We start from the raw sequence: 26,406 nt of genomic DNA, 5'->3' as shown, positions 1-26,406 counted from the left end.
TATTCTTTAAGTACCAGTTTTTGTAAAATCAAAAACAATATGCTTTAAGATTTCTATACCAGGATGTTCAGATTCATAATAATCAGGATGCAAAGTGAGTACTTTTGAATTTAAAAATTCATCTTCTCTATTATCCTTAGTTAATAAAGAATTAATTCCACCGATAGTCTTTTGAACTTCTCCTTCTAATAAGTATCCGATAATACTTCCATTTAAATATTTTTTAGACACAAAATTATCTATTCCTGTATCAATATATCTTCTTTTTAATTTTGAGCTATTTTGTTTTAGGTTCTTTGCTTCTAAGTGATATTTATATTCCTGGTCAGAACTAAAAGTGGTTAAACGCATGTCTATTCTTGGAAATTTAGCTGCGAATCCTTTTTCTTTTTCAATATTCTTTTTTGGTATATGTTGCTCTACATTTGTTATTATTTTCCAGTCAATACGTTTTTGATTTGAATCAATATAACTATGTAATTCAGCAGTAACATCATTTTCATCCCAATCCAACTTGATAGATTTATTATCTATAGCAACTTTATATGCATCAACAATTAGTGTAAAACATCTTGTTTCAAAAGCTTTTCGAAATTTTTTAGCAATATCAATATTCAAGCTCATATTTTAAATACCATTTAAAATTTCAAGAATTAACTCTTCTGCATCGTCTAAAGCAATTGCTTCTGACCAAAATCTTCTTTGATTAGGTCTAATCAAATAGATAGAGTCGTTTCTTTTATAATTAAGCTTTTTTCTAAAATAAATATTTGTAGATTTCTTTTCCCATAAGTGTTTATCAATTTTTTTAAGAGCATTACTAATATCTTCATCTGACTGAAAGATTTCTTTCTTAGAACTCTCAAAAGAAACCTTTATCATCATAAGAGGTGAAAATCGATGAATTTCATAAGTTGTAATATTTGCGTAGATATTTTGACCACTTAAAAAGTTATTTAATTCATTTAAAATAACCTCAGAATAATTTTTCACATTAACTACAGGTAATAACATTCTTGATTTCTCTCCTTTGTGAAATAAGTCTATGTTGTTGATTAGATCATCAACAATAAACCTTTCTCTTCTTGAGAAATTATTAAAAATTAATTCCTGTACTTGTTCTTCAACATCAGATTTCACCTGTATTATTTCTTTCTTTTCTTTTAAAAGTTGATTAAACAAATTCAACAATTTTTTATTAGTTTTTTGATCTATGTTTGACAAGATGTAAGGAGCCTGGAAAAGTTCCTTATGTTTTACCACATCTCTTTCAATTCCCCAGCTAGAAGTAGTTAAAAACGCAAAATATTTTATAAATGAAGAATTTAAATAAAGTGTTAATATTTTTAAAGTATCAAAATCATCTTTTCTTGAAAAAACCCCTACAATCCCCTTAGTATAAGCACTTTTATATTCTACAAAAGAAGACATCACGCTTAAACTATTAGTCACTTCGTTTACCTTAACTCCTTCATTCAACAATATATGTTGGGTCATATAGGCTTCTTGCTTACCTAATCTTCTAAATTTAATGTTTTCAATTCTTTTTGAAGGTACAGGAGTATAATAGTAATCTATATTCTTAGGTGTATGAATAGGTAAGTTTTTAATTTCTGTATTTAACTTATCATTTGGACTGCTTAATTCAAACCCTACCCCATAATCAATACTCTCTTTTTTAAGAAAACCTTTAATTGATGGATGCTTTTTGATTAATCTTTTCAAGAACTCTAAATCCTTCAGACTTCCCCACATAGCTATTTTCCATATACTTGTATCTTTTTTTTGACACTCTACTCTAGGAATATATTTTACATCTGTAGGATCTATACTTACACCTTCAATTACATTAGACTTAATATAAGTTTTTGGAGCATAATAGATAACTTTATCAGATTTATTTTCAGGAGGATTATTTCTATAATAAACAATGCTTATAGGGCCTGTAGCCGAACCGAATAGTTGTCCGCCAAAATTCTTTTTAGCATTCCGTAAAATTGAAAAATTATAGACTTTCTCTACATAACAATCATTAAATATCCATTGTCTAAAATTTGAATAAGTACTTCCTGTATTTGTTAAAACCTTAGTATTGAAAATTAATGCAATCTCCCCATTTGGGCTAAACTTTATTGATTTATGTAGAAAAGGTAAAACCATTTCTTTAGCAAAACCGTATTTATTGCAGTAATTTCTTATTGATGGTAATAAATCTTTTGTTCCAAAAGGAGGATTACCTACAACCAAATCAAATTCAATGTTCTCTATTTCCTCATTTGTATCAATTGTGTCTCTGCAATAAAGGTTGCTCCCTTGCTTTTTTAACGATAGGTCATCAGGATTGTTAATTAAATAAGGTAGCCTATAGTCTTTGTTTTGCCATAGTGTTTTTGGATTCAAATTGTCTACTAAAGCTAAATACAAACTAAAAGCTGTAACCTTAATTGATTGAGGATGAATTTCAATTCCATAAATATTTTCTAATAATATTTTTTTTAGAATATTAAAATCTGTTAATTTTTTCCCATGTTTATTTTCATATCTCTTTACAAGTCTTTTAAAACTTTGTACTAAAAATATCCCAGACCCACATGAAGGATCTAATACTTTTAATCTATATTTTTTTTCTTGTTTTGAAACAGGTAACTTCTCATTCAAGATGAGCTCAACTAGAGAAGGAGGTGTATAATATGTTCCTGTTTTTTGTTTTAATTCAGGATTAATTTCAGATAAGAAATTTTCATATATCTCACTTAATAATTCAATTTGAATAATACTGAAATCAAATAATCTCCAATTATCAAATAACTGAATTTGTCCATAATTATCATCATTCCCACTAATAAAACACTTTTTTATTAGTTTTAATTGAGAGACTGTAATTTGTTCGTCTTCGTCAATTGTAAAAACATTTCCATTAAAATGTTCTTGAAGTTTATTAAATAATGTGTATGTATCTGAATCATTATCTAAAATATCAAAATAAGATTTAGCACCATTTTTAATTTGTGAATAAAACTTTTCATCAGTTGCACCTCTATCCTCAAGATATAAGAGGAATAAAGATCGCATAATTATTTTATGAATAGCATTAATACCAAGCCCCTCAGATTGTAATTGCTTAGCTGTATTTATTAAACTCTTAACAAGATATTTATCAACCCTTCTTTGTAAATTTATTTTTTCTCGAATTGTATAAGCTTCTTCGATAGTCCAAATAACTCCAGAATCAACAGAAATAGTAGAAAATAAATTTGATAACTCTTCTAAAGCCCTCTCATCTTTAAACTCATAAGATTTTAATTCTATTTTTTTAAGTTCTGAATTTAAATCTTTTTTTTCTTCAGTAATAATTAGAGGCTTCTCAGAGCAATTGTAAATACGAATTTCAGTATCACTATAAACATAAAAGAAAAGTACTTTTTTATAATTCCATATAAGTCTATGAATATTGGTGATTTCAAATAAAACATCAGAGTTAAAAGAATCTACTTCTTTCAAAAATATAGACGGATAACTATTACTATCTGTATCAGTTGAAAAATAAACTTTGTCAATACCAAAGTATTTAATATCACTTAAAACTGATTGCTGACTTTCAGATAAATGAGCATAATCTTCATGGGTAGGAACTGATATAGCTCTATCAAAACCTAATTTTTTTATTACATCCGATTTTATCATTTAACAACCCTTTATCTATCGTTATCTGTCCGATTCAAATATACAAATTTTGGTGCTTGATTTTAAAGTTTATCAGAGGATCTCTATTTAGGATGTTAACTTCCTAAGCATAAATTGCTTCTACAATGTAGTTAATCAATTTAAATAAGGAAGTGTTTATAATAATTTTAATATTAGTGATTTTTTAATCTCTTATAACTCCTTTTTATAAAGGAGGAGGTTTGTTTTATAAGATATTGTGTATAATAAAAGGAAAAAATGAACGCTTTTTTTAATGTGGAGTTATTTTTTTAGTTTTCTAAAAAAATTAGATAGAGTAGAAAAGCTCTAAATAGACCACCTAAAACGACACCTGTATATTAAAACCCTTGTAAATACTGGGTTTACAAGGGTTAAAAGTGGAGACGCCGAGAATCGAACTCGGGTCCAAACAAGTAGCTCAAAAGCTTTCTACATACTTAGTTTTTGTTTAATTTTCGATTAAGACCTGACCAAAAACTGCCCAATCTTAACTTATCTTCTTTAGTTTCGAAAACCTATCGAAGCTCTAAGTTCTCTATGTTTACTTTTACGATGCCCAAAAATGAAACGCCGTAAACCAAGGCTTTTCGTGGACATTTAGCTTGCGCACCTTGTGCGCCGAGGCAAATCTTACTGTTAATTCAGATTATGCAGCTAAAGCGTAGTTATCTTCGCCGTTTAAATGTTTGAAATAAGTTTAACGAGTTATCATTTCACTCCTCGGTATGCTTACATTTTCACTAATCTCGCTGTCAAAACCAGTCGTCCCCAATATGTCAAAGATGCTATAAATATCTCTGCAAAAAATATACCAGATAATCTTTGTAATTCTATGCAATTTAGTTTGGCAGTACTATAAAGATATACTACTTAAACAAGAGAATGCAAATATAAAAAAATACTACTTGTACAATCATTTTAAAACGAGTATTTTCGCTGCAATTGTTATAAACTATAACATTATATGTAAAATTGTTTAATTTTAATACAAAATCAATTATGAAATTCGGAATTATAAAAGAGCGTAAAAACCCACCTGATAGAAGAGTCGTATTTTCTCCAGAAAAACTGCAAGAGTTTAAACAACAGTTTCCTCAAGCAGAAATAGTGGTAGAAAGTTCAGATATCCGAGTTTTTTCTGATGAGGCTTACGCAAAAGCAGGTTTTGAAGTAACAAATGATGTTTCTGATTGTGATGTATTATTAGGAGTAAAAGAAGTTCCTGTAGACAATTTAATACCAAATAAAAAATACTTTTTCTTTAGTCATACTATAAAAAAGCAACCATACAATCGTAAGTTGTTAAAAGCTATGTTAGAAAAAAATATTGAAATGTTCGATCATGAAACTATTATAAAAGAAAACGGAGCTCGTTTAATTGGTTTTGGTCGTTATGCAGGTTTAGTAGGTGCATATAATGGTTTTAGAGCTTTGGGCTTACGCGAAGGTTTATTCAATTTACCTAAAGTAGAAACCTTAGCCGATTTAGATGCGGTAAAAGCTGAATTAGATAAAATAAGCTTACCAAACATTAAAATATTATTAACAGGAACAGGAAAAGTAGCTAAGGGGGCTCAAGAAATATTAGACCATCTAAAAATTAAACAAGTAAGTGATGCTTTGTATTTAACAAGTGAGTTTACTGAGCCAGTATATTGTATAGCTGATGTAATGGAATATGCAAAACGTAAAGATGGTAAAGTAGGAGATAAGTTTGAGTTTTATAAAGATCCAACTGGTTACGAAAGTAATTTTATGACGTATGCTAAACAAACTGATTTCTTTATAGCGGGACATTTTTATGGAGATGGAGCACCGTATTTATTTACACGTGAAGATGCTAAACATCCTGAGTTTAGAATCAAGTATGTAGCTGATATTTCATGTGATATTGATGGACCTGTGGCATCAACATTAAGAGCTTCTACAATAGCTGATCCTATTTATGGCTACAACCCAGAAACAGAATCAGAAATTGATTATAAAGATAAAAAAGCTATCACGGTAATGGCTGTAGATAATTTACCTTGTGAATTGCCAAAAGATGCTAGTGAAGGTTTTGGAGAAATGTTTTTAGAGCATGTAATTCCTGCATTTTATAACAATGATAAAGATGGAATTTTAGCTAGATCAAAAATGACAACTAATACTGGTAAATTAACCAAACGTTATGCATATTTGCAAGATTACGTAGACGGAAAAGAATAACACAATTTAACTCCCGCTTCGGCGGGATTTTTTATTTAAATATGATACCAGACAAGCAATTTTTAATTGATACAGCAAACATGAGAATGCCTTTTGGTAAATATAAAGGAACGTATTTAATTGAAATTCCTGAATATTATATTGTTTGGTATAAAAATAAAGGCTTTCCTAAAGGTAAGTTAGGTACGATGCTAGAGTTGGTTTATGAATTGAAATTAAACGGACTAGAAGACATCTTACGAAAGATTAGAAGATAATTTATGAGTTAAAATTTTTTCTAAAAGTAGAATAGTGCCAACTCCCAGCGTATAAGCTATTAAATCACCAATACTAAAAGTAGCACCAAATATAATTATAGCCAATCGGTTATTTTCTAAACCGAGAAATTCTAAGAGGGGAGTTAATTGTAAAAACTCTACGTTATAAGCAAACATTAGTACTGAAATTCCGACAGTTTTATTAGAGAGATTAAAGAAAGCTTTTACTAAATAAAAGAGTAAGATAACTACTAAAAAGTCACCAAAAGTATGTCTTATAAACCCTGAAGTTTGAGCTATTGCAATTTCTAGTAGTAAAAGAAAAGCAAAAACAAGAAAGTTTTTCAAATTAAATTTCATAGTTGTTTATGTAAGAGCAAACTACCATACAGCATGATAGTTTGCTTATTAAGTATTATTAATTAATCGTTTTGCCAGTCTATTTTTCTTGAGGCATACATTACTGAAGCAAGAATAATAAATAGTCCAACACTACCTACTAATAAAGCATAATTTTCAAGTTGAATAATTACAAAAATAAAGGCGTATAATGTGGTAAGAGAAGCTCCAACAAATAATGGGAATTTAATGCCTTTTAAAATGGATTTAGAATACAAGGTAATCAACAGCACTACAGCTATAGAAGCAATTAAATAGGCTTTTAAAAAGCTACTATGCTCAGAAATTGATATTAGTAATGTATAAAACATAGTTAAGGCAACACCAATCATTAAATATTGAAATGGATGAATGGATATTTTACTCATTGTTTGAATTAAAAAGAAGATTAAAAAGGTAAGTCCAATCACCAAGAATCCATATTTAGCTGATCGTTCACTTTTTTGATATTCGTCTACAGGAATCATAAAGTTTACACCAAAAGCATATTCTTTTAAGTTTGGAATTCCATTAAAAGATTGTTGAGAAAATGGTCTGTTGATATCTAGTATTTTCCATTTAGCATCAAAACCATTATCAGAGATTTTGTCAGAGTTAAAAGGAAGATATTCACCAATAAAATTAGCAGTTTTCCAGTCAGAGTTTATATGAACGGATGTTTCTTTTCCAATAGGAATAAAACGAATTTGTTTACTTCCATTAATACTTAGTGATAGACTAAAGTTTGTATCTGATTTTTTAGGAAGGTCTTCTTCATTTAAAAATTTACTCTCTAATTTATGAAGGTTTAAATAGTTGTAGTATGCTTTTTCATTACTAGCATCATCTTCATATTTAGAAGTAAAAGCATAGGTGTTTTTATGCAATTTTATTTCAACTAAGTTGTTAACTCCTTTTAAATTAGAAGTTTTTATAATTAATCGAGCTTTGTTCCAAAGTATGTCTTCTTCATTAATATCTTTTTCACTAAAATCAGGCTTTGTAAAACTTCCATCAATATCTATATTGCTATTATACACAGCTGTTTTATAAATACCACGTTTTTTCTCTTCAGGATTTATAGATGATTTAATATTTAATTTCTTCGGAAAAAAGTAAGCATATTTAATTTTTTCTTCAATCTCGGTTTGAGTTTCTTTTGTTTTTTGATTTCTAACAAATTTCTCTTTATATGTTTTGTACGGAACTTTTAAAATAGGACCGTATAACAATACCTCTTTACCCCATTTCTGATTGATTTCTTGTACAACTTCTTGCTGTCGATTCATTCGCTCAACAATTAAGCTTTTTATGAAGGATAAAGGAATTAAAAGAATGAGAATTAAAAATCCAATCATTAACATTCTAGCTGTGATTGATGTTTTTACCCACTTTCCGAACCTTCCGCTTTGTTTGTTTGATGTTTCCATAGTTTGTTATTTTAAAAGAACTTTGAATTTCAAAGTTAAATAATAAAAAAATTAGTGTTATTTATTTTTAATCAGTTTTTCTAAAGCGTCAATATGTTTTTTAAATTCTTGTTTGCCAAGCTCTGTAGCGTAGTATCTAGTATTGGGTTTTCTACCAATAAATTGTTTTTCTATCCTAATAAATTCAACTTTTTCTAATGCTTTAGTATGGCTTGCTAAATTACCATCTGTAGCACCTAATAATTCTTTTAGGGTAGTAAATTCAGCATATTCATTTACCATAAGAACAGACATAATTCCCAGTCTAATTCTATGATCAAAAGCTTTATTTATATTTAGAATAATGTTTTTCAAAAAAGGTAAATTTTAAAGTACGAAAATAGTTCTTATTTTCTATCATGTTTAAAATACATAAGTGTACCGTAAACAATATGCATGATTCCAAACCCTATAACCCAAAACCAAAAACCATAACCAGGTAACATTGCAGCAGTAAGTCCTAAAACAACTTCAGTATAGCCTAAATACTTAATATCTCCAACAGTATATTTTGAAGCATTAATCAACGCTAAGCCATAAAAAAGTAACATTAATGCACCCGTTTGCCCATATTTTTGATGTCCTAGTATGATAATGATATAGATTGCACCAGAAACTAGAGGGATAAGGAAATTTAAGAGTAACCTTCTTGTGGTGGCATCCCAAATTTTTTCTCCATTCTTTTTAGCTTTTCTTGTGGTTAAAAAGATAGCTGTAGCAATACTTAAAAAGCCAACTAACAATAAATCAAAGATGACCATTTGGAAAATTTTTCCATCTAGCATCAAATAACCATTAGAATTGTTGTTAACTAACCAATATGCATAAGCTGAACCAATTAGTGCATATATCCCTGCTAAAACACCAGATAAACCACTTAATGATATAAATCGAGAGGATTTACTCATTAGGTTCTTAATTTCTGATATGTCTTTTAAATAATCTTCTGAACTCATTTTTAAAGAACTTTGAAAAACAAAGTAAAAATAATTTTATGAAACAGACAAATAAAATTTTAATGTATTTTTGAAATAATGAAACCAGCTGAAGAATATATACTCAAACAACCAGAACCATTCAAGTCTATTTTACTGCATCTACAGGTATTGATAGAAAGTAATTTTCAGAATTTAGAACTAAAGTATAAGTGGAAAATACCAGTATATTATATTAACGGAAAACAACTGTGCTATATGAATGCATCCCATAAAAAAGGTTTTGTTGATGTTGGGTTTTGGGCAAAAGGTATTTTAGAAGATTTTGATGTTTTTTTAGTCTCAGAAGGAAGAGCAGTTGTAAAATCACTTCGCTATTCATCAATAGAAGAAATTAACGAAGAAATACTACTACAAGTTATAGAAGAAGTAGCAAAACACAATCATAAAGGTTTTTGGAGTAAAGCTAATTAACTTTAACTTTATATTCTAATGATAGTTCATTATTTACATATATATGTAAGGTTGTATTTTTTTTGGGAGGTTTAAGATAAATTGAAGAGAAAGTTTCTTTATTAATAATCTGAGCATTATGTATTTTGTAGTTGCTAGAAAATAAATATTTCACATCTTTTATTTTATCTGTTTTCTTTAGTTTTATATGAATTCTATTGCTATTACTTGTGACAATCTTACCTGATTTAGGAGTTAAAATTTCTAGTTTGTTTTTTAGAAAACCTTTTTTGTATAGAGGAGCATAACAGAATTCCTTTAAAGGTTTTTGGTTTAAGAATTGTCGCCATTTAATATCAGCTGGAAAATGAGTTAACTTAAGTTTACTTTTTTTAGCATTAAAATACTCTAAGTTAAGATGCCTTTGCCATACATCATTATATAAATATCCAGAACCAAAAGTAACATCCATTAGAAGCCATTTGTTGTTTATTTTGACAGCATTCCATACATGATTTTTTTCTGTAGGAACTATTCCTATTTGATTAATAGATGTTTTGGTATAACCATAGATTAACTCATTTTCAATATTGATTAAGTAGCAAAGTCTATGAAAGAGATACGCAAAGCCTGAGCAAAGTCCTTTTCTTGTTCTAAATGTTTTTTGCGCAGCTAGCTTTATTTTATTTTGTTTTATTCTTTTTAAATCATCATTATTATTATAGAAAAGAAATTCAGGAGCTTTTAATAGTTTAGATGGAAAGTAATCATATTCAATATTTAAAGCAATCCATGTATAAATAGCCCTTACTTTTTCTATATCAGTTTTAAAATCATAATCTATTCTTTCAGATAATTCCTTTATTGAAGTTATTCCGTTGTAAGAATACATAATCTTATCAACCTTAGTTAGGTCTTGAGAAAATGAAGCATTATTAAAGAAAAGAAATAAAACAAGAAAGGATAAAGTTTTCATTATGGAATAATTTATTGCAATATAAACAATAAAAGTGAAAAATAATTACTGAATCAAGAATTCAAGCATAACTTCTTTATCTATGATTAAAAATAGCCGTTTGCTATTTTCAAGAGGAGAGGTTGTAATTGTAGCAACATTATTTTTGATAGATATGCTGTGTGGTTTTACTGCATATCGGTATCCACTATATCCAAAGGAAACTGATTGATTAGGACGTAGATTTTTTATTTTTAATTCAATAATAGAATCTTTTTCTAACAGCCCTTTAGAAGGAGTTATTAATTCTAAATCTGATTTTAAAAAGGCAGTATCATAAATTGGTTGGTTATAAAAATCTTTTTTATCCATTCTACCAACTCTTAATTGCCAAAGTTTCTTTTCAGGAAAATGTGCTTTAAAGTATTTTTCTTTTGGAAAATTGAAGTAGTAAGCATTAAATGAAGGTTGCCATCTGTTATTATTCACAACACCAGCTGCCCATGTAGCATCAATATAAATCCATTTATCATTCAGCTTAACAGCGTTCCAAGCATGATTTGAGCTGGTTTTAGGATTAGCTATATCGTTTGAGGAATTTCTGATATATCCTTTTATAACTTCATTCTCAATCTGAAGTATTGAGCAAATTTTCGCAAAAGTTTGTGCATATCCCTCACAAATAGCTTTCTTGGTTATAAGTGTTTCGTTAACAATATTATCTTTTATGGCCTGTAGCTTTTCTAACCTTTCTTGCTCGTTCCTGTATCTAAAAGAAATTCTTTTTTGCTTTGGATTGTAATACCCGTCTAAATCATATCTAATATTATGAGCTAGCCAATAAAAAGCAGCTTGTACTTGCTGTTCTTCAGTTTTAAAGTCGCTTGCTATTTGTTGAGCTAAATTTCCTACTTTATTAAATTTAGGGTAACCATTAACTTTTTTTTCAACTAAAGAAAAGTTTTGCGCGCTAACAAGGTTAGTTATTAGAAAGAATAAAAAAAGAAGTTGTTTCATATATGAGTTTAAAAACAACTTTATAAAACAAAAATTGTGCCTATAAATTATTAATGGTTTTTCTAATTGTTACTAAGTTGGTAAGTAAACCTTCTAAATAATCAAGATGTAACATGTTTGCTCCATCACTCTTTGCATTGGCAGGATCAAAATGAGTTTCAATAAATAATCCGTCAACATTGTTAACCACACCTGCACGAGCAATTGTTTCAATCATATCTGGACGTCCACCAGTAACACCACTTGATTGATTAGGCTGTTGTAACGAATGTGTAACATCTAACACAGTAGGAGCATATTGACGCATGGTTGGAATTCCGCGGAAATCAACAATCATATCTTGATATCCAAACATGGTACCTCTATCAGTTATCCATGCTTTTTGGTTACCAGCATCATGTACTTTTTTTACCGCATGTTGCATAGCTTCAGGACTCATAAATTGTCCTTTTTTTAAGTTAACAACTTTACCAGTTTTCGCCGCAGCTACAACTAAATCGGTTTGACGAACTAAGAAAGCAGGTATCTGTAATACATCTACATATTGAGCTGCTTTTTCTGCATCGGAAACTTCATGAATGTCGGTTACGGTAGGAATATTAAAAGTTTCAGAAACTTTACGTAAAATTTTTAATGCTTTTTCGTCACCAATTCCTGTAAAACTATCAATTCTACTGCGATTTGCTTTTTTAAAACTTCCTTTAAATACATAAGGAATTTCTAATTTATCAGTAATGGTAATCGCCCTTTCAGCAATTCGCATAGCCATATCTTCTCCTTCGATGGCACAAGGACCAGCAAGTAAGAAAAAGTTGTTTGAATCAGTATGTTTTATGTTTGGAATATCAGTTAAAGCCATCCTTAAAAATTTTCAACAAAATTAAGAAATTAAATTGGCTATATTTAGGCTTTTAAATAAATAAAGAATGAAAAAAGTTTTATATCCATTTGCACTTGTAAGTGTATCAGTTTTACTGTCGTGTAAGCAAACTAAAAATACTAGTAGCGAGGTTGCTATGAATACTGTTGAGGTAACTCAGAAAAAACAAAATAAAGAAGAGTTAATTGATTCTATTTTAGTAAGAAAACACTTATATACACTTGCTTCAGATGAAATGGAAGGTAGGAAACCTGGGACTGAGGGAATGGAAAAAGCAACTCAGTATATAGAAAATGAATACAAAAGAATTGGTTTAAAAACTTTTGATACATTAACTACATATCGCCAAAACTTCGAGTATAAAGGAATTAAAATGAGTAATATTATAGGCTTGTTAGAAGGAAAGTCTAAAAAAAATGAGTTTGTTATTGTATCTGCACATCATGATCATTTAGGTGTAAAGAAAGACGGAGAAGGGGATAGAATTTTTAATGGTGCGAATGATGATGCTTCTGGTGTTACTGGTGTATTATCATTAGCTGAATATTATGCTAAAAAAGGAAATAATGAACGTAGTATTTTGTTTGTATGTTTTACAGCTGAAGAAATGGGATTAGTAGGTTCTGAATACTTTGGAAAAGGAATTGATGCCGATAAGTTTATAGCTGGAATTAATTTAGAGTTAATAGGAAAACAACCAAAAACAGGACCTAAAACTGCATGGTTAACTGGTTTTGATAAATCGGATTTTGGAAAAATAATTCAAAAGAATTTAGAAGGATCAGGATACAAGTTATTTCCAGATCCATACCCTAAATTTCAATTGTTCTTAAGATCGGATAATGCTTCTTTAGCACGTTTAGGGGTGCCGTCTCATACATTTTCAACCACTCCAATTGATATTGATGCTGATTATCATAAAGTAACAGATGAGGCTGAAACGTTAAATATGACTGTTTTAACAGAAACTGTAAAAGCAGTTGCTAGAGGTACTCAAAGTATTATTGAAGGAAAAGATACACCCTCTAGAGTAAATATGGAGTAAACATATTGAAAACTTAAAGTAAAGAAGGAGCTATAGGCTCCTTTTTTTATTGGCTTTCTACATGTGGGTTTTAAGGTAATGTTAATTATCGTGAACTTTAGTTATGTTAAGTGTTAAAATTATATTAAAATTTTAGTATATTCGGAAAAATAAATTTAATCTTTAACCCCTTCAGAAAATGAAAAAAACACTTTTAAGTCTAACGGTTGTTTTAACTATGATCTCATGTTCTAATAATGATGAAACATTAGACATAAAACAAGATCAAGATTTACTTACCAAAAAAGAAATCAATTCAAAAATCAAGGAATCTTTACAAAAGACAGGAGATTTTAAATGGATGTCACAAGATGCTCATACAATATGGAGTGCAGTGAATCATGGAGAGAATATCTTGACTATAGGCTACGGTACTTCAAAAAATAACTATGCGAAGAGTGAAGAAAGCGCTAATATTAAAAATGAGTTACTAGCCTTAGTGAGAAGTTTTGAACCTACTTCAGCAAAAGGAGAAACGGAATTATATGTAAACGAAAGTATTAATGTATTAGACATTAAAGTTACCAACAAGGAAACAATAAATGTCTTATTAAAAGACAGCAGAGTTCGTTATATAGAACCAGGAGGATATAGTTTTTTAGAGTCAACTGCTCAAGCTAAATCAGATTCATCAGGTTCTTCAGGATGTGGGTATGGTACAGCAACTTTAAATACGAGTGATTATCGTACAGTATCACCAGGTGCTAGGTTACCATGGTCTTTCGATGCACACAATATTTCACAAGCTTGGAATTACAGTACAGGTTCAGGTGTAACTGTAGCGGTTGTTGATTCTGGTTTATCACCAGAACAAAAATGGATGAATCAATATTTTAACGATGGATATTCATCAGGAAGAACAGTTCAGAAATATGGAACCTTTGTAGATTCTTGGTGGGCTTGGTCTAATAATTATGATGGAGTAAATGACAAGTGTGGTCATGGAACTAAAATGGCAGCAGTAGCTACTGCTCCAAGAAATAATGATAATTTACCTGTAGGTGTTGCTTATAACGCAAACTTAGTAACGTATAGAGCTGTTGAAAATGTAGTAATTGACGATTACCATGAAAAAAGAGGTGTTGTTGAAGCATTAACAGCATTGGCAAATAGGAGTGATGTGAAAGTTATTTCTATGTCATTAGGTTCTCCGTTTAGTATTGGTAATGTATCAGATGCAGTAAAGTATGCACATAGCAAAGGAAAGATGATTTTAGCAGCAGGAGGAACTTCTACTTCATTTACTACTTGGTATGGAGTAATTTTTCCAGCAAGTATGTCTGAAACTGTTGCGGTAACAGGTGTTAAAGAAGGACAATATAGCAAGTGTGATGTATGTCATACAGGATCACAAATTGATTTTACTGTACAAATGCAACGTACTAACGGAACGGATAATAAAATACCTGTATTAAGTTATTATGACGGGCAGGAAAATTATATTGGAGGTTCATCTGTAGCTACAGCTACTACAGCAGGTATTGCTGCATTGGTATGGGCAAAAAATCCTTCTTGGTCAAGAGAACAAGTTTTACAAAAAATGAAAGAGTCTGCTGATTTTTATCCAAACAAGCATTCAGAGTTTGGATATGGAAATATTGATGCTTTAAAAGCGGTTCAATAAAAAATCAACTAACTAACCTTAGAAAAAGTCTCGTTTACGCGAGGCTTTTTGTATTTTTATAAGGTATAGTTTTTGATTAAATACACCGTAAAGAATTTATATATGAAGTATTACAAATATTTTTTTCTGCTAGTTATTATTGGGTGCTCCTCTTCTAAAGTAGTATATGACTACGATAGTCAAACAGATTTTAGTCAGTATAAAACCTTTAATTTTTTTGAAGATGCTGGTAAAGGTTTAAATGAGTTGGATATAAAAAGGGTTACTTACGAAGTAACAGTAGCTTTGGAAGCTAAAGGAATGCAATTGACTGAAAACCCAGATATGTATATTAATATTTTATCTGAAGAAAGAGAGTCTCTTAATAGAAATACGATAGGTGTTGGCTTAGGAAGTGGAGGAAGAAATGTTGGATTTGGAATTTCAGGGGGTATACCTATTGAGAGTAGAAAAATAAATCAGCAATTAACCATTGATTTTGTTGAGAGTAAAAATAACCAGTTAATATGGCAAGGAATTGTTACTAGCGAATTAAGAGAAAAAGCGACTCCAGAACAAAAGAAATTACATTTTCAAAAAGTAGTTGGAAAAGTGCTTAATAACTATCCGCCAAAATAAGATAGTTAAAAAAGCCTCTAATTAACTTAGAGGCTTTTCAAATTACACAACAAACACACTATGTATACTAATCTAAATGTAGACTTTTAGAAATTTTTTGCCAGTCAATGATTTTAAAATTTTGATGCAAGCTGTCCTTACCTTGGGTATTAGCACCATCTTGCGCAATAAAGAACCCTTTAGGGTATTTTGTACCAAAATTAACAGAAGTTACATCAATTCCATCCGTATCATAGGTACCATCAATCACACCATCTTTTAATGAGAAACTTCCTAAGTATTGATTGCTAACTCTATCGAAAACAGCATAACTGTTATTTCCTTGTGAGGATAAAATAATATATCCTTTTCCGTTTCCAGCATCGTATAAGGTAACACCTTCAAAATCATCTTTTATATTCAAGTCTTTGGTGCTGATAACCTTTACACGGTTGTTTTCAGCATTGGGTTCTGCATCATATTTCCATAAGGCTTTATCTTCTTCACCAATATATACCTTAGCATGTACATCATCGGCAACAATACCTTCTCCTTGACTTCCTAATGAAAATTCACGGACTAACTTGGCGTCAATTTGAGTATTGTTTTCAAACAATTCCCATTGTTCAATACCGCCTTTTTTACCAACCATAAAAACATAAAATTTGTTATTTTTAGGGCTCTTGTACATCCCTAAACCGTATACTTCTTTTAAGTTAGAAGTTATTTTTCTCGCAGCAACATCTTCTAATTCACCAGTTGGCTTTACAATCAATACAGAAATAGTATTGTGTGTTCTATTACTAGCAGTAACAACCGAAACTTCTTTTCCGTTTAATGAAAATCCGTCACGAATATCAACATTGTTTACACGTCCTATTTTATAAGAATACAAGCGTTTTCCGTCTAAATTATAGACTTCTAAACCTTCTTTTTTGTTTGTACCAATTATGGTTGATTTTGTTACATCAGCAGGGTTTACCCACACACACGGATCATCAGCAGCGTCGTCAAAAGAAGTAACAGGTTCTGTTTCAGCGTCAGCAACTAAAGCTACTACTGGTTTAGTTTGTGGGTTTTGATGTACTATTTTTTCAACTTTACAAGCGCTTAAAATAAGGCAAGTAAGTGTTATTTTATATAAATTATTCATTCTTAAAAATTGTATTTTAAACCAGCATTCCAATTATAGTTATAAAACTCAGCTTGCATTGTTTGGTGTTTTGTACCTTGGTAAAAACGTAATTCTTGATTGGTTAAGTTTTTTGCTTCAGCAAAGACTTGTAAGTTTTTAGTAATACGGTAAGAAGCATTTAAGTCTACAAACAATTGTTCGTCATAAAACACATCTGTAAAAGCATCGTCTCCGTATTCAAAAATATAATCATCAGCAAAGTTTAAAGAGGCTCTAATTGATAGTTTAGAACTTTCATAGGCCAACGATCCGTTAAACATGTTTTTAACAGCACCAGCCAAAGGCAATCCATCTTCTCTATCAGCAATACCATCTGTTTTAGAATCTGTATAGGTATAGTTACCATACACTGTTAAGTTTCTTAAGAAACCTGGTAAGAAGTTTAATTTACGTTGTAAAGCAACTTCAAAACCATAAATTTCGGCAGTACCTCCGTTGAAAGGCCTTGTAACATCATAAGTTTCTGTAACACCCCCAATGGTAATTGGTTCTTCAGTAACTGAATTGTAAATAAATTTATCTAAATCTTTGTAAAAAACTCCTGCTGATATAATTCCGACATTGCTAAAGTAGTGTTCAAACATTAAATCAAAGTTCATTGCTTCAGTAGGGTTTAAATTTGGGTTTCCATACTCAGCTTCAATATCATCACTATTAATGTTTCTATAAGGTACTAAATCGTAATAATTAGGCCTAGCAATTGTGTTTGTCCAAGCAGCTCTAACAATGGTGTTTTTATCAATATTGTATTTTGCTTGTAAGTTTGGTAACCAGTTTGTGTAGTTTCTAGTTCCTGATGTTTTAGTTACATCGCTTAAATCTTCAGCAGTTTCAACATCAATAGCAAAACCATTGTAGTCAGTTGTTGTTTTTTCAACTCTTACACCTGCAATAAAAGAAAAGTTATTATTGATGTTTTGTTGCAACATTCCGTAAAAGGCATAAATATTTTCGTTAGCATTGTAGTTTTCAGGAACAAATTCATCTAGTACAAGTTCACCTCCTGTTAAATTTAAACTTCCTAAAAATTCTTTTGAAACAAATAGCCCTGATTTATAATCATCGCCTGCTAAATAACCATTAATAGTATAGTCTTTAGTAGTAGTGGTATTCATGGTTGGAAATTGATCTTCTAAATCATATTCATAAAAACTATTGTCTCTTACTTTTTCTTTGTATTTGTGCTTAAATCCAAATTTTAAAGAGTTTTTATAAGCTCCAGTAGAATTGATAGGAGCCAAGACATCAAAATTAGAACTGATTTTACGTTCTTGTGTAAATCCTTGTTGTTGGGTTACTTCTTTGTAATCAAAAGTTGAAGGATTGTTAAAATCGTTATTTGTTGGACGTAATACAGGGAAGTTTGTTCGCGAAAAGTCTTGCATAACTTCAATATCATCATTCTCAAAACTTATGTAACGTTCGTCTGGACGCTCTTCTTTTGCTTTGGCGGTTCCTGTTTTCCAGTTCAACTTAATGTTCCCAAAAATAATATGTTCTCCACCTACAGATATATTGTAAGTACTTTGACGCTCTAAACGCGTGTTGTCGTTTGTATTGTTGTTGATACCACCTTTAGTTTGACGACGTACTTCAGCTTTTGATAATCCAGTAGCATCAGGTTCATCTATTTTTCTAAAACGCACTCTGTAACGATTTTCATAATCGTTTCGTTGGTTGTACATAGACTTGAAGAAAATTGTATTGTTGTTGTCTGGTGTCCAGTCTAAGTTAGCAGAAACGCTCATTCTATTTCTTTTTACGTCGTAGCGTCTAATATCGTGTTCACCAATGTAGACTTTACCATTTTCTTTTTCCCATTCAAACTCAACATTATCTGAACCATAATCGTTAGAGTTATAAGAAGCATTGATAACATATCCTAGTTTGTCTTTAAAAGTTCTGTTGGCAACTAAAGCAGAAACGTTATAGTTAGGCGTATTTCTTACAGGATTTTGTCCGTAAGAACCAGCAACGAAAGCTCTAAAAGTAGTAGGAGCAGAGCGTGTAACTAAATTAACGGAACCACCAATAGCGTCTCCTTCCATATCTGGAGTTACTGCTTTGTTAACTTCAATAGTTTGAATCATGTCAGAAGGAATTAAATCCATTTGAACTCTACGGTTATCTCCTTCAGCAGAAGGAATTCTGTCACCATTTAAAGTTACCGAGTTTAATTGAGGTGCTAATCCACGAATAACAATATCTCTAGCTTCTCCTTGATCATTTTGCATAGAAATACCAGGAACACGCTTTAAGGCATCACCAATATTTGCGTCTGGAAACTTTCCTACTTGATCTGCAGAAATAATATTAGTTATATTCTCTTTATTTTTTTGTTGGTTAAGGGCTTTGGCTTGTCCTTTACCAATACTTCCTTTAATAACAACTTCATCCAATCTATCTATTTTAGGCGTTAGAGAAAAATTATTAGATTGAATACTGTTTGTAAGTGTAATAGTTTCTGTTAGAGTTTGATAACCTAGGAAGGATATTTGAACTTCATAATTCCCTATTGGTAGATTTAAAAGTTCGTAGTTTCCATTAAAGTCTGTAGAAAATCCAACTTGTAAAGAAGGAATGCTAATCGTAGCTCCAGGTAAAGGTTGATTTGTTTCGTCTAAAACTCTTCCTTTTAATCCAGATTTACTTTGTGAGTATCCTAAAATACTAACAAAGCATAAAGTAATTAAAATTATTTTTTTCATTTTGAAATCTTTAGTGAATTATCCACGGCGAAATTATTTATGATAACTAGCAACCAGATTTCAAATTTGTTAGTAAAAAATTATTAAAATGTATTTATAAAGTTGATTATATGTTAATTGGTTAAGGTTTTAATGATGTTTTGGTGTTTTTGAATTAAAGTAAAAATTACTTTATAAAAACATTTAACGTTTAAATTATAAGGGCATAAAAAGAAAAACCTCCAAGTTAACTTGGAGGTTTTTTATAAATTTTATTATTGTCTTTTTAGAATTGGTAACGGATACCTAAACCGAAGTCAGAGTTAAAGTCTTTATAGTAATCACCGAATCCTATGTCAGGTCTGTAATCTAAAGAAATCATTAAAGGGATATCAAAACTATATTCGATTCCAATTACACCAGAAACAAAAACGTATGTTTCTGACACATCTACATTCTTTGCATTCCAGTGACCTAAACCACCACCAGCACCAGCGAACCAGTTAAAGCGGTTTTCTAATTGCCATACCCATTGGTATAAAGCAGTAGCTTTAAATCCATCATAGCCACTACCATTTCTTAAACCTAAATCAAGTTCTAAACGATTGTTATCGCTTAATCTACGTTGGTAAGAGATTTCAGCTCCAAAACCATCATTATCTCCTAAACGAAGACCAATAGCGTTGTCAGAGATTTCTTGGGCATTAGCTGTAAAAAACGAAAGGGTTAAAAATCCGATAAATAAAAAGATTTTTTTCATAATTTTTAATTTAATGTTATGTGTTGCTAAGATAGTTATTTTATTTAATTAGTAATCTTTCTCCTTTTGAATGACTAGTAAACTCAGGGGCATACATACTTTGAATTGTTGTAATACCATTGCTGAAATTTCCTGCATTATTTACACGAACATCATATTCAAATACATATATTCCTTTAGGTAAACGCTCAAAAAAGAAATTTGTTGCAGCATCTTTTGTGCTTTCATAATAGCCTAGTCCATCTTGCCACTTGTATTGTGATAATACATTAATCGGTTCAACTCCGCTTGCTCTCATATCTTTCATGTGTACAAATTCCATATCTCTATCAGAGCGAAGTTCAATCCTAACAGTAATTAAATCTCCAACATTTAACTGTGTGTTTTCTGTAACTTCTTGGAGTTGCTTACCAGTATTAGTATTAACTTTTTTAAATAGTTTTTTATTTAATTGTAAAGGAGTTTTAGCAGAAGTAATTTTATCTAGGTCCTCAAAATACTGCCAATACAATCCACTCCAAGCGATACCTTTTCCTTTTTTACTAATACTAACAGTACTCATATTAGGAGTAATTTCAGAACCATTCCATGAGGTTTTAAAATAACCAGTACCCGCCTCAACTTTTGTGTTTTCTAATTTTGTTGGATTGATAGTCTGGTTTCCTATTTTAATATCTAACATATCAGTTACTGAAATCCAATCACTACCTTGTAATAATAATGCATATACAGCTTCAGTAGTTGCTTTGGTAGTTTTCCAACGGTTGGTTTGCTTATTTTTTAGTAGCCATATTTTTAAGTTATCAATCGTTTCTGTGTTATTTTCAATTTCAGAAAAAGCTTCAATTAATAACGATTGTGTTTCAATAGGGGCTTGGTACCAGTACCAACTCGGTTGGTTTTCTTTCCAGTACATTCCTAATTCATCAGAAGTAATACTGTTCTCTCTTAAAGATTTTAAAATTTTAGAAGAAATTTGTGTATTACCATTTCTAAACTGTAGCAGGGCAATTTGTCCTTTTCCGTATAAACTAAACTCTTTCCAATAAGTTGCTGTTTGACTTTTATAGTATTCAAAAGCGGTTTTTGTCGTATCGTTAATTTCAATATTAGTATAAAAAGAACGCATGTATAAATACTGAATAATGAAATAGTTTAGATGGTTTTTCTTTAAGTACTCAGTATATTTTTTTTGACCTTTTTCAGCTTTAATACGTTCAGCGCTTTCTAATAATCTTTTGTACGTATGTTCAATTTCAGCATCTAAAAAGTGGATAGCATCCATAAGCATTTTCTGTAAAGAATCATCTTTATTATCAATACCTAATTTTTGTAAATGCCCAAAACCGGTAGCAATATGATTCGTGATGTAAACATTTGGATTATCATTTCCTTTAAACCAAGGGAACCCTCCATTGTTTAATTGCATTTGCAATAGTTTATTAATGGCGTTTTGTTGCTCGTTTTTCATTTTGTTTAAATCAAATAACAAAGCAATACGCTTCTTTTGTTCGGTTTCAGATTGAGCATCACGTAACCAAGGAGTCTCTTGGATAATCAATGATTTTAATTCTTGATTCTTTTCTAAGTTACTCAACAAAGCATCTGAAGATTTCCAAGTATTGAACACCTCTTGTATTCTTGGATTTGAATTTGCGATATGACTAGCGAGTGTGTTTGCATAATAACGTGCAAAGGTTTGTTCACTACATTCGTATGGATATTCCATTAAATACGGTAAAGCTTGCACAGCATACCATGCAGGGTTTGAGGTAACTTCTAACGTTAATTTATGGTGACTGAGCGTAGTCGAAGTTTGATTTTTAAGCTTATCTAATGTAAATGTTTTGGTTTGATTTGAACGAACCCACATAGGTAGCGTTTCTGTAACCAACATTCGGTTTGATAATACTGGTAACACATTTTGTTCACCATCAGAAAAATCTCCAGCTTTTGCAACTACTTTATATTGAATTGCTTGATAGGTGTCAGGAATAGATAAGTTCCAAGCTACATTAGTGTTTCCGTTAGAATCAACACTGAAAGATTGATTTTTCGTAGAATTGTCTAACAAGTTGATTTCTTTTCCTGTAATAGCATCAGTTAATATAAGTAACGCTGTCCCTTGTAAGTTTTTATCAGAGATGTTAGCTATTTTGGTATTTAATGTAATTTGATCTCCTTCTCTTAAAAATCTTGGAGCGTTAGGGATTACCATCAACTCTTTTTGAGTTACAGTAGTTAATGTCTTGGTAATCGACTGTAATTCTTTTGTATGTGCTAGTAACTGCAGTTTCCAGCGTGTTAAAGCTTCTGGAGTGGTAAAACTAAACGTAATATTACCTTCTTTATCAGTTTGTAAATGCGGATAGAAAAAGGCAGTTTCTTGTAGGTTTTTACGAATTTGTACTCCGTCTAAAGAAACTTTTTCTTCCTCTGTCTTTTTTATACCTAAAGTAGTAGCTACTACTTGATCTAGTAAGTTTTCTTGAGTATCTAAAAGAGTTTCTTCTTCAACAATCTCTCTTTCAGGTGAAGGTTGCATTTTGGAACTCATGGCTAAGCCTCTTAAACGAATATTTCTATTCATTCCGAAGTAAAAACCAAACCAATTTAATTGGTCGTATCGTTGAGTTTTAAAAGATGAAGGGTAGTTATTATTAAAAACTCTGAAACGTTCATTACCAAAACTTTGATAAGCGTTAGCGTAACCACTTTGTGAGTAATATGTTGAAGTTGAGATAGGTGAAAACTCCCAATTATGAGGCTTAAATTCATCTAAAGAAGCATCATACATACTCGCTAATACCTCTGCAGCGACTTTGTTGTTTTTATCGTTTTTAATGGTAAAACTCCAGGTTTCTTGGGTTCCAGGTTGTAATTTATCTCTAAACGTATTGGTTTCTATAGTAATGCTATCTTGTTCATTTGGAACAGAAATAGGAATCATTCCACTTACGAAACTATTGTAATTCACAAAGTAATATTTGATAACAAACCCACCAACATCTTGTTTAGTAACAGGAATTTCAATTGTTTTGATTTTGTTATTTAAACGAATAAGTTTGGTGTCTATAATAGCGTGGTTTTTTTCTGTTTGAACTATAACCGTTACATCTTTTGAGGCAGAACCAATTTGTAATACTATTATATCATTTGGTTTGTATATTGTTTTGTTTGTGTTGTACGTGAATAATTGATTGTCTACTACACTTTTTTCTTTGTGATCAATTATAGTAAAACGAGCTTTGTCGGTAACTTTTTGTCCAAACTTATCTTTGGTGTCTAGAATAACAATATACTTTCCTGAAATCCATTTTTTATAGTTTGTAAGCGTAACTTCTTTCGAGTTTTGTGTGTTGAAAGCTTGCTCAAATACTAGTTTCCCTTTTTTCCAATTTTGAGAATTTTGTTCTTCCGAAGTATAAGCATCATGAGGAAATAAGTTTCTAAACTCACTTTCTGAAATGTCTTGATAATCTGGAGCATTCCAAGGTCTTTTACGTAACGGATTTTCAGGAGCCTGAAGTTTATAAACTTTTATACTTCCTTCCGCAGGAATAAACTCTCCATTTAAGTTTTTACTTGAAATTCCAATGGTTGCTTTCTTGTCTGATTTATGTATTGTAGAAGGAACTTGTATATTAGTAAGTAGTGCATGATACCCAACTTTTACAATAGAGATTGCTGAGCGAGTTTCTCCATTAACATCGGTTACATCAGCAGTGATTTCATATTCAAAAACAGGTAAATTTTCTTTGTTTACACTTTCATCAGGTAAAGCTTTAAATGTAATAGAAAAGTTACCTTGCGAATCAGTTATCAATTCACCGTGTGTAATTTCTTGTGCTTCTGAAGTAAACTGAGGTTTACGCCAGTACCACCAAATAGGGTATTGTACTTTGCGATGGACACGATATACAACTTTAGCATCCGTAATATTTGAGCCAGCAAAAGCTTTTGCAAATCCGTTTACGGTAATGCTATCATGTAACTTATAGGTTTTTGTTACAGGTTTAAATTCAGTTTCAAACTTAGGACGCTTATATTCCTCAACTGAAATACGAGTAATATAGTCTTCATGTTCAAAATCAAAATCTATAGTATCATAAAAGGTACTTTTTTGTTTTTCACTCTTATCAATTGAAAACCAATACTCGCCTGTTAGCCCTGTGCTAGGTAGTATAATTTCTCCTGAAGCCGATCCATATTCGTTTAGCTTTAGATCCAGTTTTTTTACTACTTCTCCGTTAACATTATTTAATGTTACTTGTACAAACTCATTGGTGAAAGGTGTTGATTTGTCTTCCGTTTCTTGAATAAAGATAGTTTTAAAGTATACTGTTTGTCCTGGTCGATAAATGCTTCTATCTGTAAAAATGAAGGGTCTTATCTTAGTGTAACTATTATTTTCAGTTGGAGAGACATGTTTTTGATATTTATTTAGGTAGTAGTTACCAAAAATAGCAGTATCATTTTTATATGTAATTGTAACATACACATTACCATAACTATCATCACTTTTAAAAGAAGCAAAACCGTTTTTATCAGTTGTTAGTTTTTTATGAATCGATTTTCCATATCTACGCTGTTTGTTTTGTAGTAATAACTCAGCATTTTTAATTGGTTTTCCATTGTTTCTATCAACAACTTGGAACGTTTTTACACCATCATTATTATTTTCTACTAAAACTAAATTGGTTGCTTGTAAATGAGCAGTAGCATATAAATCTTTAGAATTAAAAGTAGTGTTTTGGTGCGCTACAATTAAATAATTCCCTTGAGTTAATTGGGGAACTACTACTTCAGTTGTGTGTAATAAATTATCTTTTTCATTTCGTAAATTACTGTTCCATGAAGTAGCTTTTGTAAGTTTTTTTATAAAGCTAAAGCGTTCTTCTACTTTATAAATTTTTTGAAGCTCTTCTAATTGTTTTTGGTCAATTTTATAAGCAGAAAAGTACAGTTTATCAATATTGTTATAGGTAACTAGTAATCTAGAGTGAGATTGAATAGGGACAAATTTTTCAGAAAGAATGCTTAGCGATGTAGTTTTGATTTGTTGTTGTAAGTACTCAGATTTTTCAGCAGCTAAGCTTTTAGGGAATTGTTCAATAACCTTTTTACAAATAGCAAGTGCCTCTCTGTTTTTAAAACGAAACTCTTCATTTTTTCCAGCTTTATAAGATCCAGCTTGTTGATTATAAATTCTAGCTATTTCATAGCTATATAATCCAGAAATTTCATTGTTTTTATAATTACTAACTGATGCTTTTAGCGTTTGTAAGAGTAATTCTTGTTTGTTATTTAAAGTTGCGTGTTGATTAACAAATTGTAATCGTTGAATATCTACATCAGCAAAGGCATCGAGGTTGTTATTTTTTAAATGAAAGTTTATTAATTTTTGATAAATTTTCAAGGCATTAAATTGTAATGATAAATCATCTTTCGTGGTAAGGTTTAATTTAGAAAATTTATTAGCATCACTAAGGTATAAAATGTCATCAATTTTAAATTGATAAGTAGGTTTTGTAATGTTGGTTTCTGTAGTTTTATAAAACTCTAAGGCATTATGCGCTAAGAAATCAAATAGGGTAGGACGGTATTTTTTTGAACCCTTTTCTGTTTGAATAATATCTTTAAAAGTATGAATAACTGTTTTTTGTAATTGAGTTTCATTTTCCAAAGAATTTTGATAATGGCAATGAATTTCTGCAAATAGCGTATTTAAATCCCATGTTCTAAAATCATTTTCATTAACTTTTTGTTGAGTTTGAGTACGATTGTAAAACTTCCATCTGTTCTGATTAAAATATTGCCAGTATAAGTTAGCTAATACATTTTCTAGCACATTTTTTGTTGGAAAATCACTTTTATTAATTTGTTGTTTAAACTCATCAATAATTTTTAATTGAGCATTTTCTTCTAAAGTTAAAGAGTACTTACTTTTATAAAATAATGATTTTATAATCTGAGGAGCATTATTACTTTTTTCAGCTTTATCGTAAATAGTGTTTACTATTTTTAAAGCAGATTTAGGTAAGTTGTCTGACTCAAACTTGTGAACTTTTTCCCATAGGTTGTTGTAGTTTTCTTGAGCTTGTATCAAAGTTGAAAATAAAATCATTAGTAAAAGAAAGGTTGTTTTTTTCATAACTATAATTATTTATACTCAATAAAGAACGTGCTTTATATTGAGTTG

At 30.4% G+C, this 26,406-nt stretch carries 19 protein-coding genes and 1 other RNA gene; 6 read left to right on the top strand and 14 right to left on the bottom strand.

The window, feature by feature from the left end; genetic code table 11:
• Window positions 1-6: 6 nt before the first annotated feature.
• The 3 genes from C8N27_RS01285 to ssrA form a co-directional block, all read right to left on the bottom strand.
• Window positions 7-624: a hypothetical protein gene (locus C8N27_RS01285; protein ID WP_121145911.1), complete on the bottom strand. Its 618-nt coding sequence runs from the start codon at window positions 622-624 to the stop codon at window positions 7-9.
• Window positions 625-627: 3 nt separating this feature from the next.
• On the bottom strand, window positions 628-3,684 hold the full coding sequence (locus tag C8N27_RS01280) for an Eco57I restriction-modification methylase domain-containing protein (RefSeq protein WP_121145909.1): 3,057 nt from the start codon (window positions 3,682-3,684) through the stop codon (window positions 628-630).
• A 396-nt stretch (window positions 3,685-4,080) separates the two neighbouring features.
• Window positions 4,081-4,475, bottom strand: a transfer-messenger RNA (tmRNA) gene (gene ssrA, locus C8N27_RS01275).
• A 229-nt stretch (window positions 4,476-4,704) separates the two neighbouring features.
• Here ssrA and C8N27_RS01270 point away from each other — a divergent pair.
• Together C8N27_RS01270 and C8N27_RS01265 are read left to right on the top strand one after the other, a co-directional pair.
• The gene (locus C8N27_RS01270) at window positions 4,705-5,913 is read left to right on the top strand and encodes an NAD(P)-dependent oxidoreductase (RefSeq protein ID WP_121145907.1); all 1,209 of its coding nucleotides are present in this window, start codon (window positions 4,705-4,707) and stop codon (window positions 5,911-5,913) included.
• 41 nt (window positions 5,914-5,954) lie between these two features.
• Window positions 5,955-6,170, top strand: coding sequence for a DUF3820 family protein (locus C8N27_RS01265; protein WP_099215263.1), 216 nt, complete (start codon window positions 5,955-5,957; stop codon window positions 6,168-6,170).
• Here the strand turns inward: C8N27_RS01265 and C8N27_RS01260 are convergent.
• The 4 genes from C8N27_RS01260 to C8N27_RS01245 all read right to left on the bottom strand — a co-directional run bounded on the left by C8N27_RS01260 (window position 6,150) and on the right by C8N27_RS01245 (window position 8,973).
• Window positions 6,150-6,530 carry a ribosomal maturation YjgA family protein gene (locus C8N27_RS01260; protein WP_121145905.1) on the bottom strand — a complete coding sequence of 127 codons (381 nt, stop codon included), beginning with the start codon at window positions 6,528-6,530 and terminating at the stop codon, window positions 6,150-6,152. The two genes, C8N27_RS01265 and C8N27_RS01260, sit on opposite strands and share 21 nt — an antisense overlap.
• A gap of 62 nt (window positions 6,531-6,592) precedes the next feature.
• Window positions 6,593-7,978 (bottom strand): cell envelope integrity protein CreD, encoded by a 1,386-nt coding sequence (gene creD / locus C8N27_RS01255; RefSeq protein ID WP_121145903.1) that lies wholly within the window; start codon window positions 7,976-7,978, stop codon window positions 6,593-6,595.
• 57 nt (window positions 7,979-8,035) lie between these two features.
• Complete coding sequence (locus C8N27_RS01250; protein WP_047789877.1) at window positions 8,036-8,332, bottom strand: winged helix-turn-helix domain-containing protein; 297 nt, start codon at window positions 8,330-8,332, stop codon at window positions 8,036-8,038.
• Window positions 8,333-8,364: 32 nt separating this feature from the next.
• Window positions 8,365-8,973 (bottom strand): hypothetical protein, encoded by a 609-nt coding sequence (locus tag C8N27_RS01245; protein WP_121145901.1) that lies wholly within the window; start codon window positions 8,971-8,973, stop codon window positions 8,365-8,367.
• 78 nt (window positions 8,974-9,051) lie between these two features.
• Between C8N27_RS01245 and C8N27_RS01240 the strand changes: the two genes are divergently transcribed.
• Window positions 9,052-9,426, top strand: a complete 375-nt coding sequence (locus C8N27_RS01240) for a DUF1801 domain-containing protein (protein WP_121145899.1) — start codon at window positions 9,052-9,054, stop codon at window positions 9,424-9,426.
• On the opposite strand, the gene C8N27_RS01235 is transcribed toward C8N27_RS01240, so the two are convergent.
• From C8N27_RS01235 to kdsA, 3 genes are read right to left on the bottom strand one after another with little or no spacing between them, the layout of a single operon-like run.
• Window positions 9,419-10,381, bottom strand: a complete 963-nt coding sequence (locus C8N27_RS01235) for a transglutaminase domain-containing protein (RefSeq protein ID WP_121145897.1) — start codon at window positions 10,379-10,381, stop codon at window positions 9,419-9,421. The two genes, C8N27_RS01240 and C8N27_RS01235, sit on opposite strands and share 8 nt — an antisense overlap.
• Window positions 10,382-10,426: 45 nt before the next feature.
• Window positions 10,427-11,377, bottom strand: coding sequence for a transglutaminase domain-containing protein (locus C8N27_RS01230; RefSeq protein ID WP_121145895.1), 951 nt, complete (start codon window positions 11,375-11,377; stop codon window positions 10,427-10,429).
• A 40-nt stretch (window positions 11,378-11,417) separates the two neighbouring features.
• Window positions 11,418-12,236 carry a 3-deoxy-8-phosphooctulonate synthase gene (gene kdsA / locus C8N27_RS01225; RefSeq protein ID WP_099215270.1) on the bottom strand — a complete coding sequence of 273 codons (819 nt, stop codon included), beginning with the start codon at window positions 12,234-12,236 and terminating at the stop codon, window positions 11,418-11,420.
• Window positions 12,237-12,303: 67 nt separating this feature from the next.
• Here kdsA and C8N27_RS01220 point away from each other — a divergent pair, with 67 nt between their 5' ends.
• From C8N27_RS01220 to C8N27_RS01210, 3 genes are all read left to right on the top strand, one after another.
• Window positions 12,304-13,302 carry a M28 family peptidase gene (locus tag C8N27_RS01220; RefSeq protein ID WP_121145893.1) on the top strand — a complete coding sequence of 333 codons (999 nt, stop codon included), beginning with the start codon at window positions 12,304-12,306 and terminating at the stop codon, window positions 13,300-13,302.
• A gap of 178 nt (window positions 13,303-13,480) precedes the next feature.
• On the top strand, window positions 13,481-14,965 hold the full coding sequence (locus tag C8N27_RS01215) for a S8 family peptidase (protein ID WP_121145891.1): 1,485 nt from the start codon (window positions 13,481-13,483) through the stop codon (window positions 14,963-14,965).
• 102 nt (window positions 14,966-15,067) lie between these two features.
• On the top strand, window positions 15,068-15,583 hold the full coding sequence (locus C8N27_RS01210) for a DUF4136 domain-containing protein (RefSeq protein WP_121145888.1): 516 nt from the start codon (window positions 15,068-15,070) through the stop codon (window positions 15,581-15,583).
• A 67-nt stretch (window positions 15,584-15,650) separates the two neighbouring features.
• Here C8N27_RS01210 and C8N27_RS01205 read toward each other — a convergent pair whose 3' ends face one another.
• The 4 genes from C8N27_RS01205 to C8N27_RS01190 form a co-directional block, all read right to left on the bottom strand.
• On the bottom strand, window positions 15,651-16,715 hold the full coding sequence (locus tag C8N27_RS01205; RefSeq protein ID WP_121145886.1) for a phytase: 1,065 nt from the start codon (window positions 16,713-16,715) through the stop codon (window positions 15,651-15,653).
• 2 nt (window positions 16,716-16,717) lie between these two features.
• Window positions 16,718-19,465 (bottom strand): TonB-dependent receptor, encoded by a 2,748-nt coding sequence (locus tag C8N27_RS01200; protein WP_121145884.1) that lies wholly within the window; start codon window positions 19,463-19,465, stop codon window positions 16,718-16,720.
• Between the two features lie 265 nt (window positions 19,466-19,730).
• A complete protein-coding gene (locus C8N27_RS01195) occupies window positions 19,731-20,204 on the bottom strand; it encodes a hypothetical protein (RefSeq protein WP_121145882.1) in 474 nt (157 codons plus the stop codon).
• A gap of 40 nt (window positions 20,205-20,244) precedes the next feature.
• Window positions 20,245-26,358, bottom strand: a complete 6,114-nt coding sequence (locus C8N27_RS01190; RefSeq protein WP_121145880.1) for an alpha-2-macroglobulin family protein — start codon at window positions 26,356-26,358, stop codon at window positions 20,245-20,247.
• Window positions 26,359-26,406: the final 48 nt, after the last annotated feature.

The sequence above is a fragment of the Tenacibaculum discolor genome (genome assembly GCF_003664185.1).
GTDB classification, from domain to species: Bacteria; Bacteroidota; Bacteroidia; order Flavobacteriales; family Flavobacteriaceae; genus Polaribacter; species Polaribacter discolor.
This window is presented reverse-complemented; position numbering and strand designations above follow the sequence as displayed.

Excerpts from the sequence above, each read along its gene's own strand:
- C8N27_RS01285 (WP_121145911.1), bottom strand. The coding sequence starts at position 624 with ATGAGCTTGAATATTGATATTGCTAAAAAATTTCGAAAAGCTTTTGAA.
- C8N27_RS01280 (WP_121145909.1), bottom strand. The coding sequence starts at position 3,684 with ATGATAAAATCGGATGTAATAAAAAAATTAGGTTTTGATAGAGCTATA.
- C8N27_RS01270 (WP_121145907.1), top strand. The coding sequence starts at position 4,705 with ATGAAATTCGGAATTATAAAAGAGCGTAAAAACCCACCTGATAGAAGA.
- C8N27_RS01265 (WP_099215263.1), top strand. The coding sequence starts at position 5,955 with ATGATACCAGACAAGCAATTTTTAATTGATACAGCAAACATGAGAATG.
- C8N27_RS01260 (WP_121145905.1), bottom strand. The coding sequence starts at position 6,530 with ATGAAATTTAATTTGAAAAACTTTCTTGTTTTTGCTTTTCTTTTACTA.
- creD (WP_121145903.1), bottom strand. The coding sequence starts at position 7,978 with ATGGAAACATCAAACAAACAAAGCGGAAGGTTCGGAAAGTGGGTAAAA.
- C8N27_RS01245 (WP_121145901.1), bottom strand. The coding sequence starts at position 8,973 with ATGAGTTCAGAAGATTATTTAAAAGACATATCAGAAATTAAGAACCTA.
- C8N27_RS01240 (WP_121145899.1), top strand. The coding sequence starts at position 9,052 with ATGAAACCAGCTGAAGAATATATACTCAAACAACCAGAACCATTCAAG.
- C8N27_RS01235 (WP_121145897.1), bottom strand. The coding sequence starts at position 10,381 with ATGAAAACTTTATCCTTTCTTGTTTTATTTCTTTTCTTTAATAATGCT.
- C8N27_RS01230 (WP_121145895.1), bottom strand. The coding sequence starts at position 11,377 with ATGAAACAACTTCTTTTTTTATTCTTTCTAATAACTAACCTTGTTAGC.
- kdsA (WP_099215270.1), bottom strand. The coding sequence starts at position 12,236 with ATGGCTTTAACTGATATTCCAAACATAAAACATACTGATTCAAACAAC.
- C8N27_RS01220 (WP_121145893.1), top strand. The coding sequence starts at position 12,304 with ATGAAAAAAGTTTTATATCCATTTGCACTTGTAAGTGTATCAGTTTTA.
- C8N27_RS01215 (WP_121145891.1), top strand. The coding sequence starts at position 13,481 with ATGAAAAAAACACTTTTAAGTCTAACGGTTGTTTTAACTATGATCTCA.
- C8N27_RS01210 (WP_121145888.1), top strand. The coding sequence starts at position 15,068 with ATGAAGTATTACAAATATTTTTTTCTGCTAGTTATTATTGGGTGCTCC.
- C8N27_RS01205 (WP_121145886.1), bottom strand. The coding sequence starts at position 16,715 with ATGAATAATTTATATAAAATAACACTTACTTGCCTTATTTTAAGCGCT.
- C8N27_RS01200 (WP_121145884.1), bottom strand. The coding sequence starts at position 19,465 with ATGAAAAAAATAATTTTAATTACTTTATGCTTTGTTAGTATTTTAGGA.
- C8N27_RS01195 (WP_121145882.1), bottom strand. The coding sequence starts at position 20,204 with ATGAAAAAAATCTTTTTATTTATCGGATTTTTAACCCTTTCGTTTTTT.
- C8N27_RS01190 (WP_121145880.1), bottom strand. The coding sequence starts at position 26,358 with ATGAAAAAAACAACCTTTCTTTTACTAATGATTTTATTTTCAACTTTG.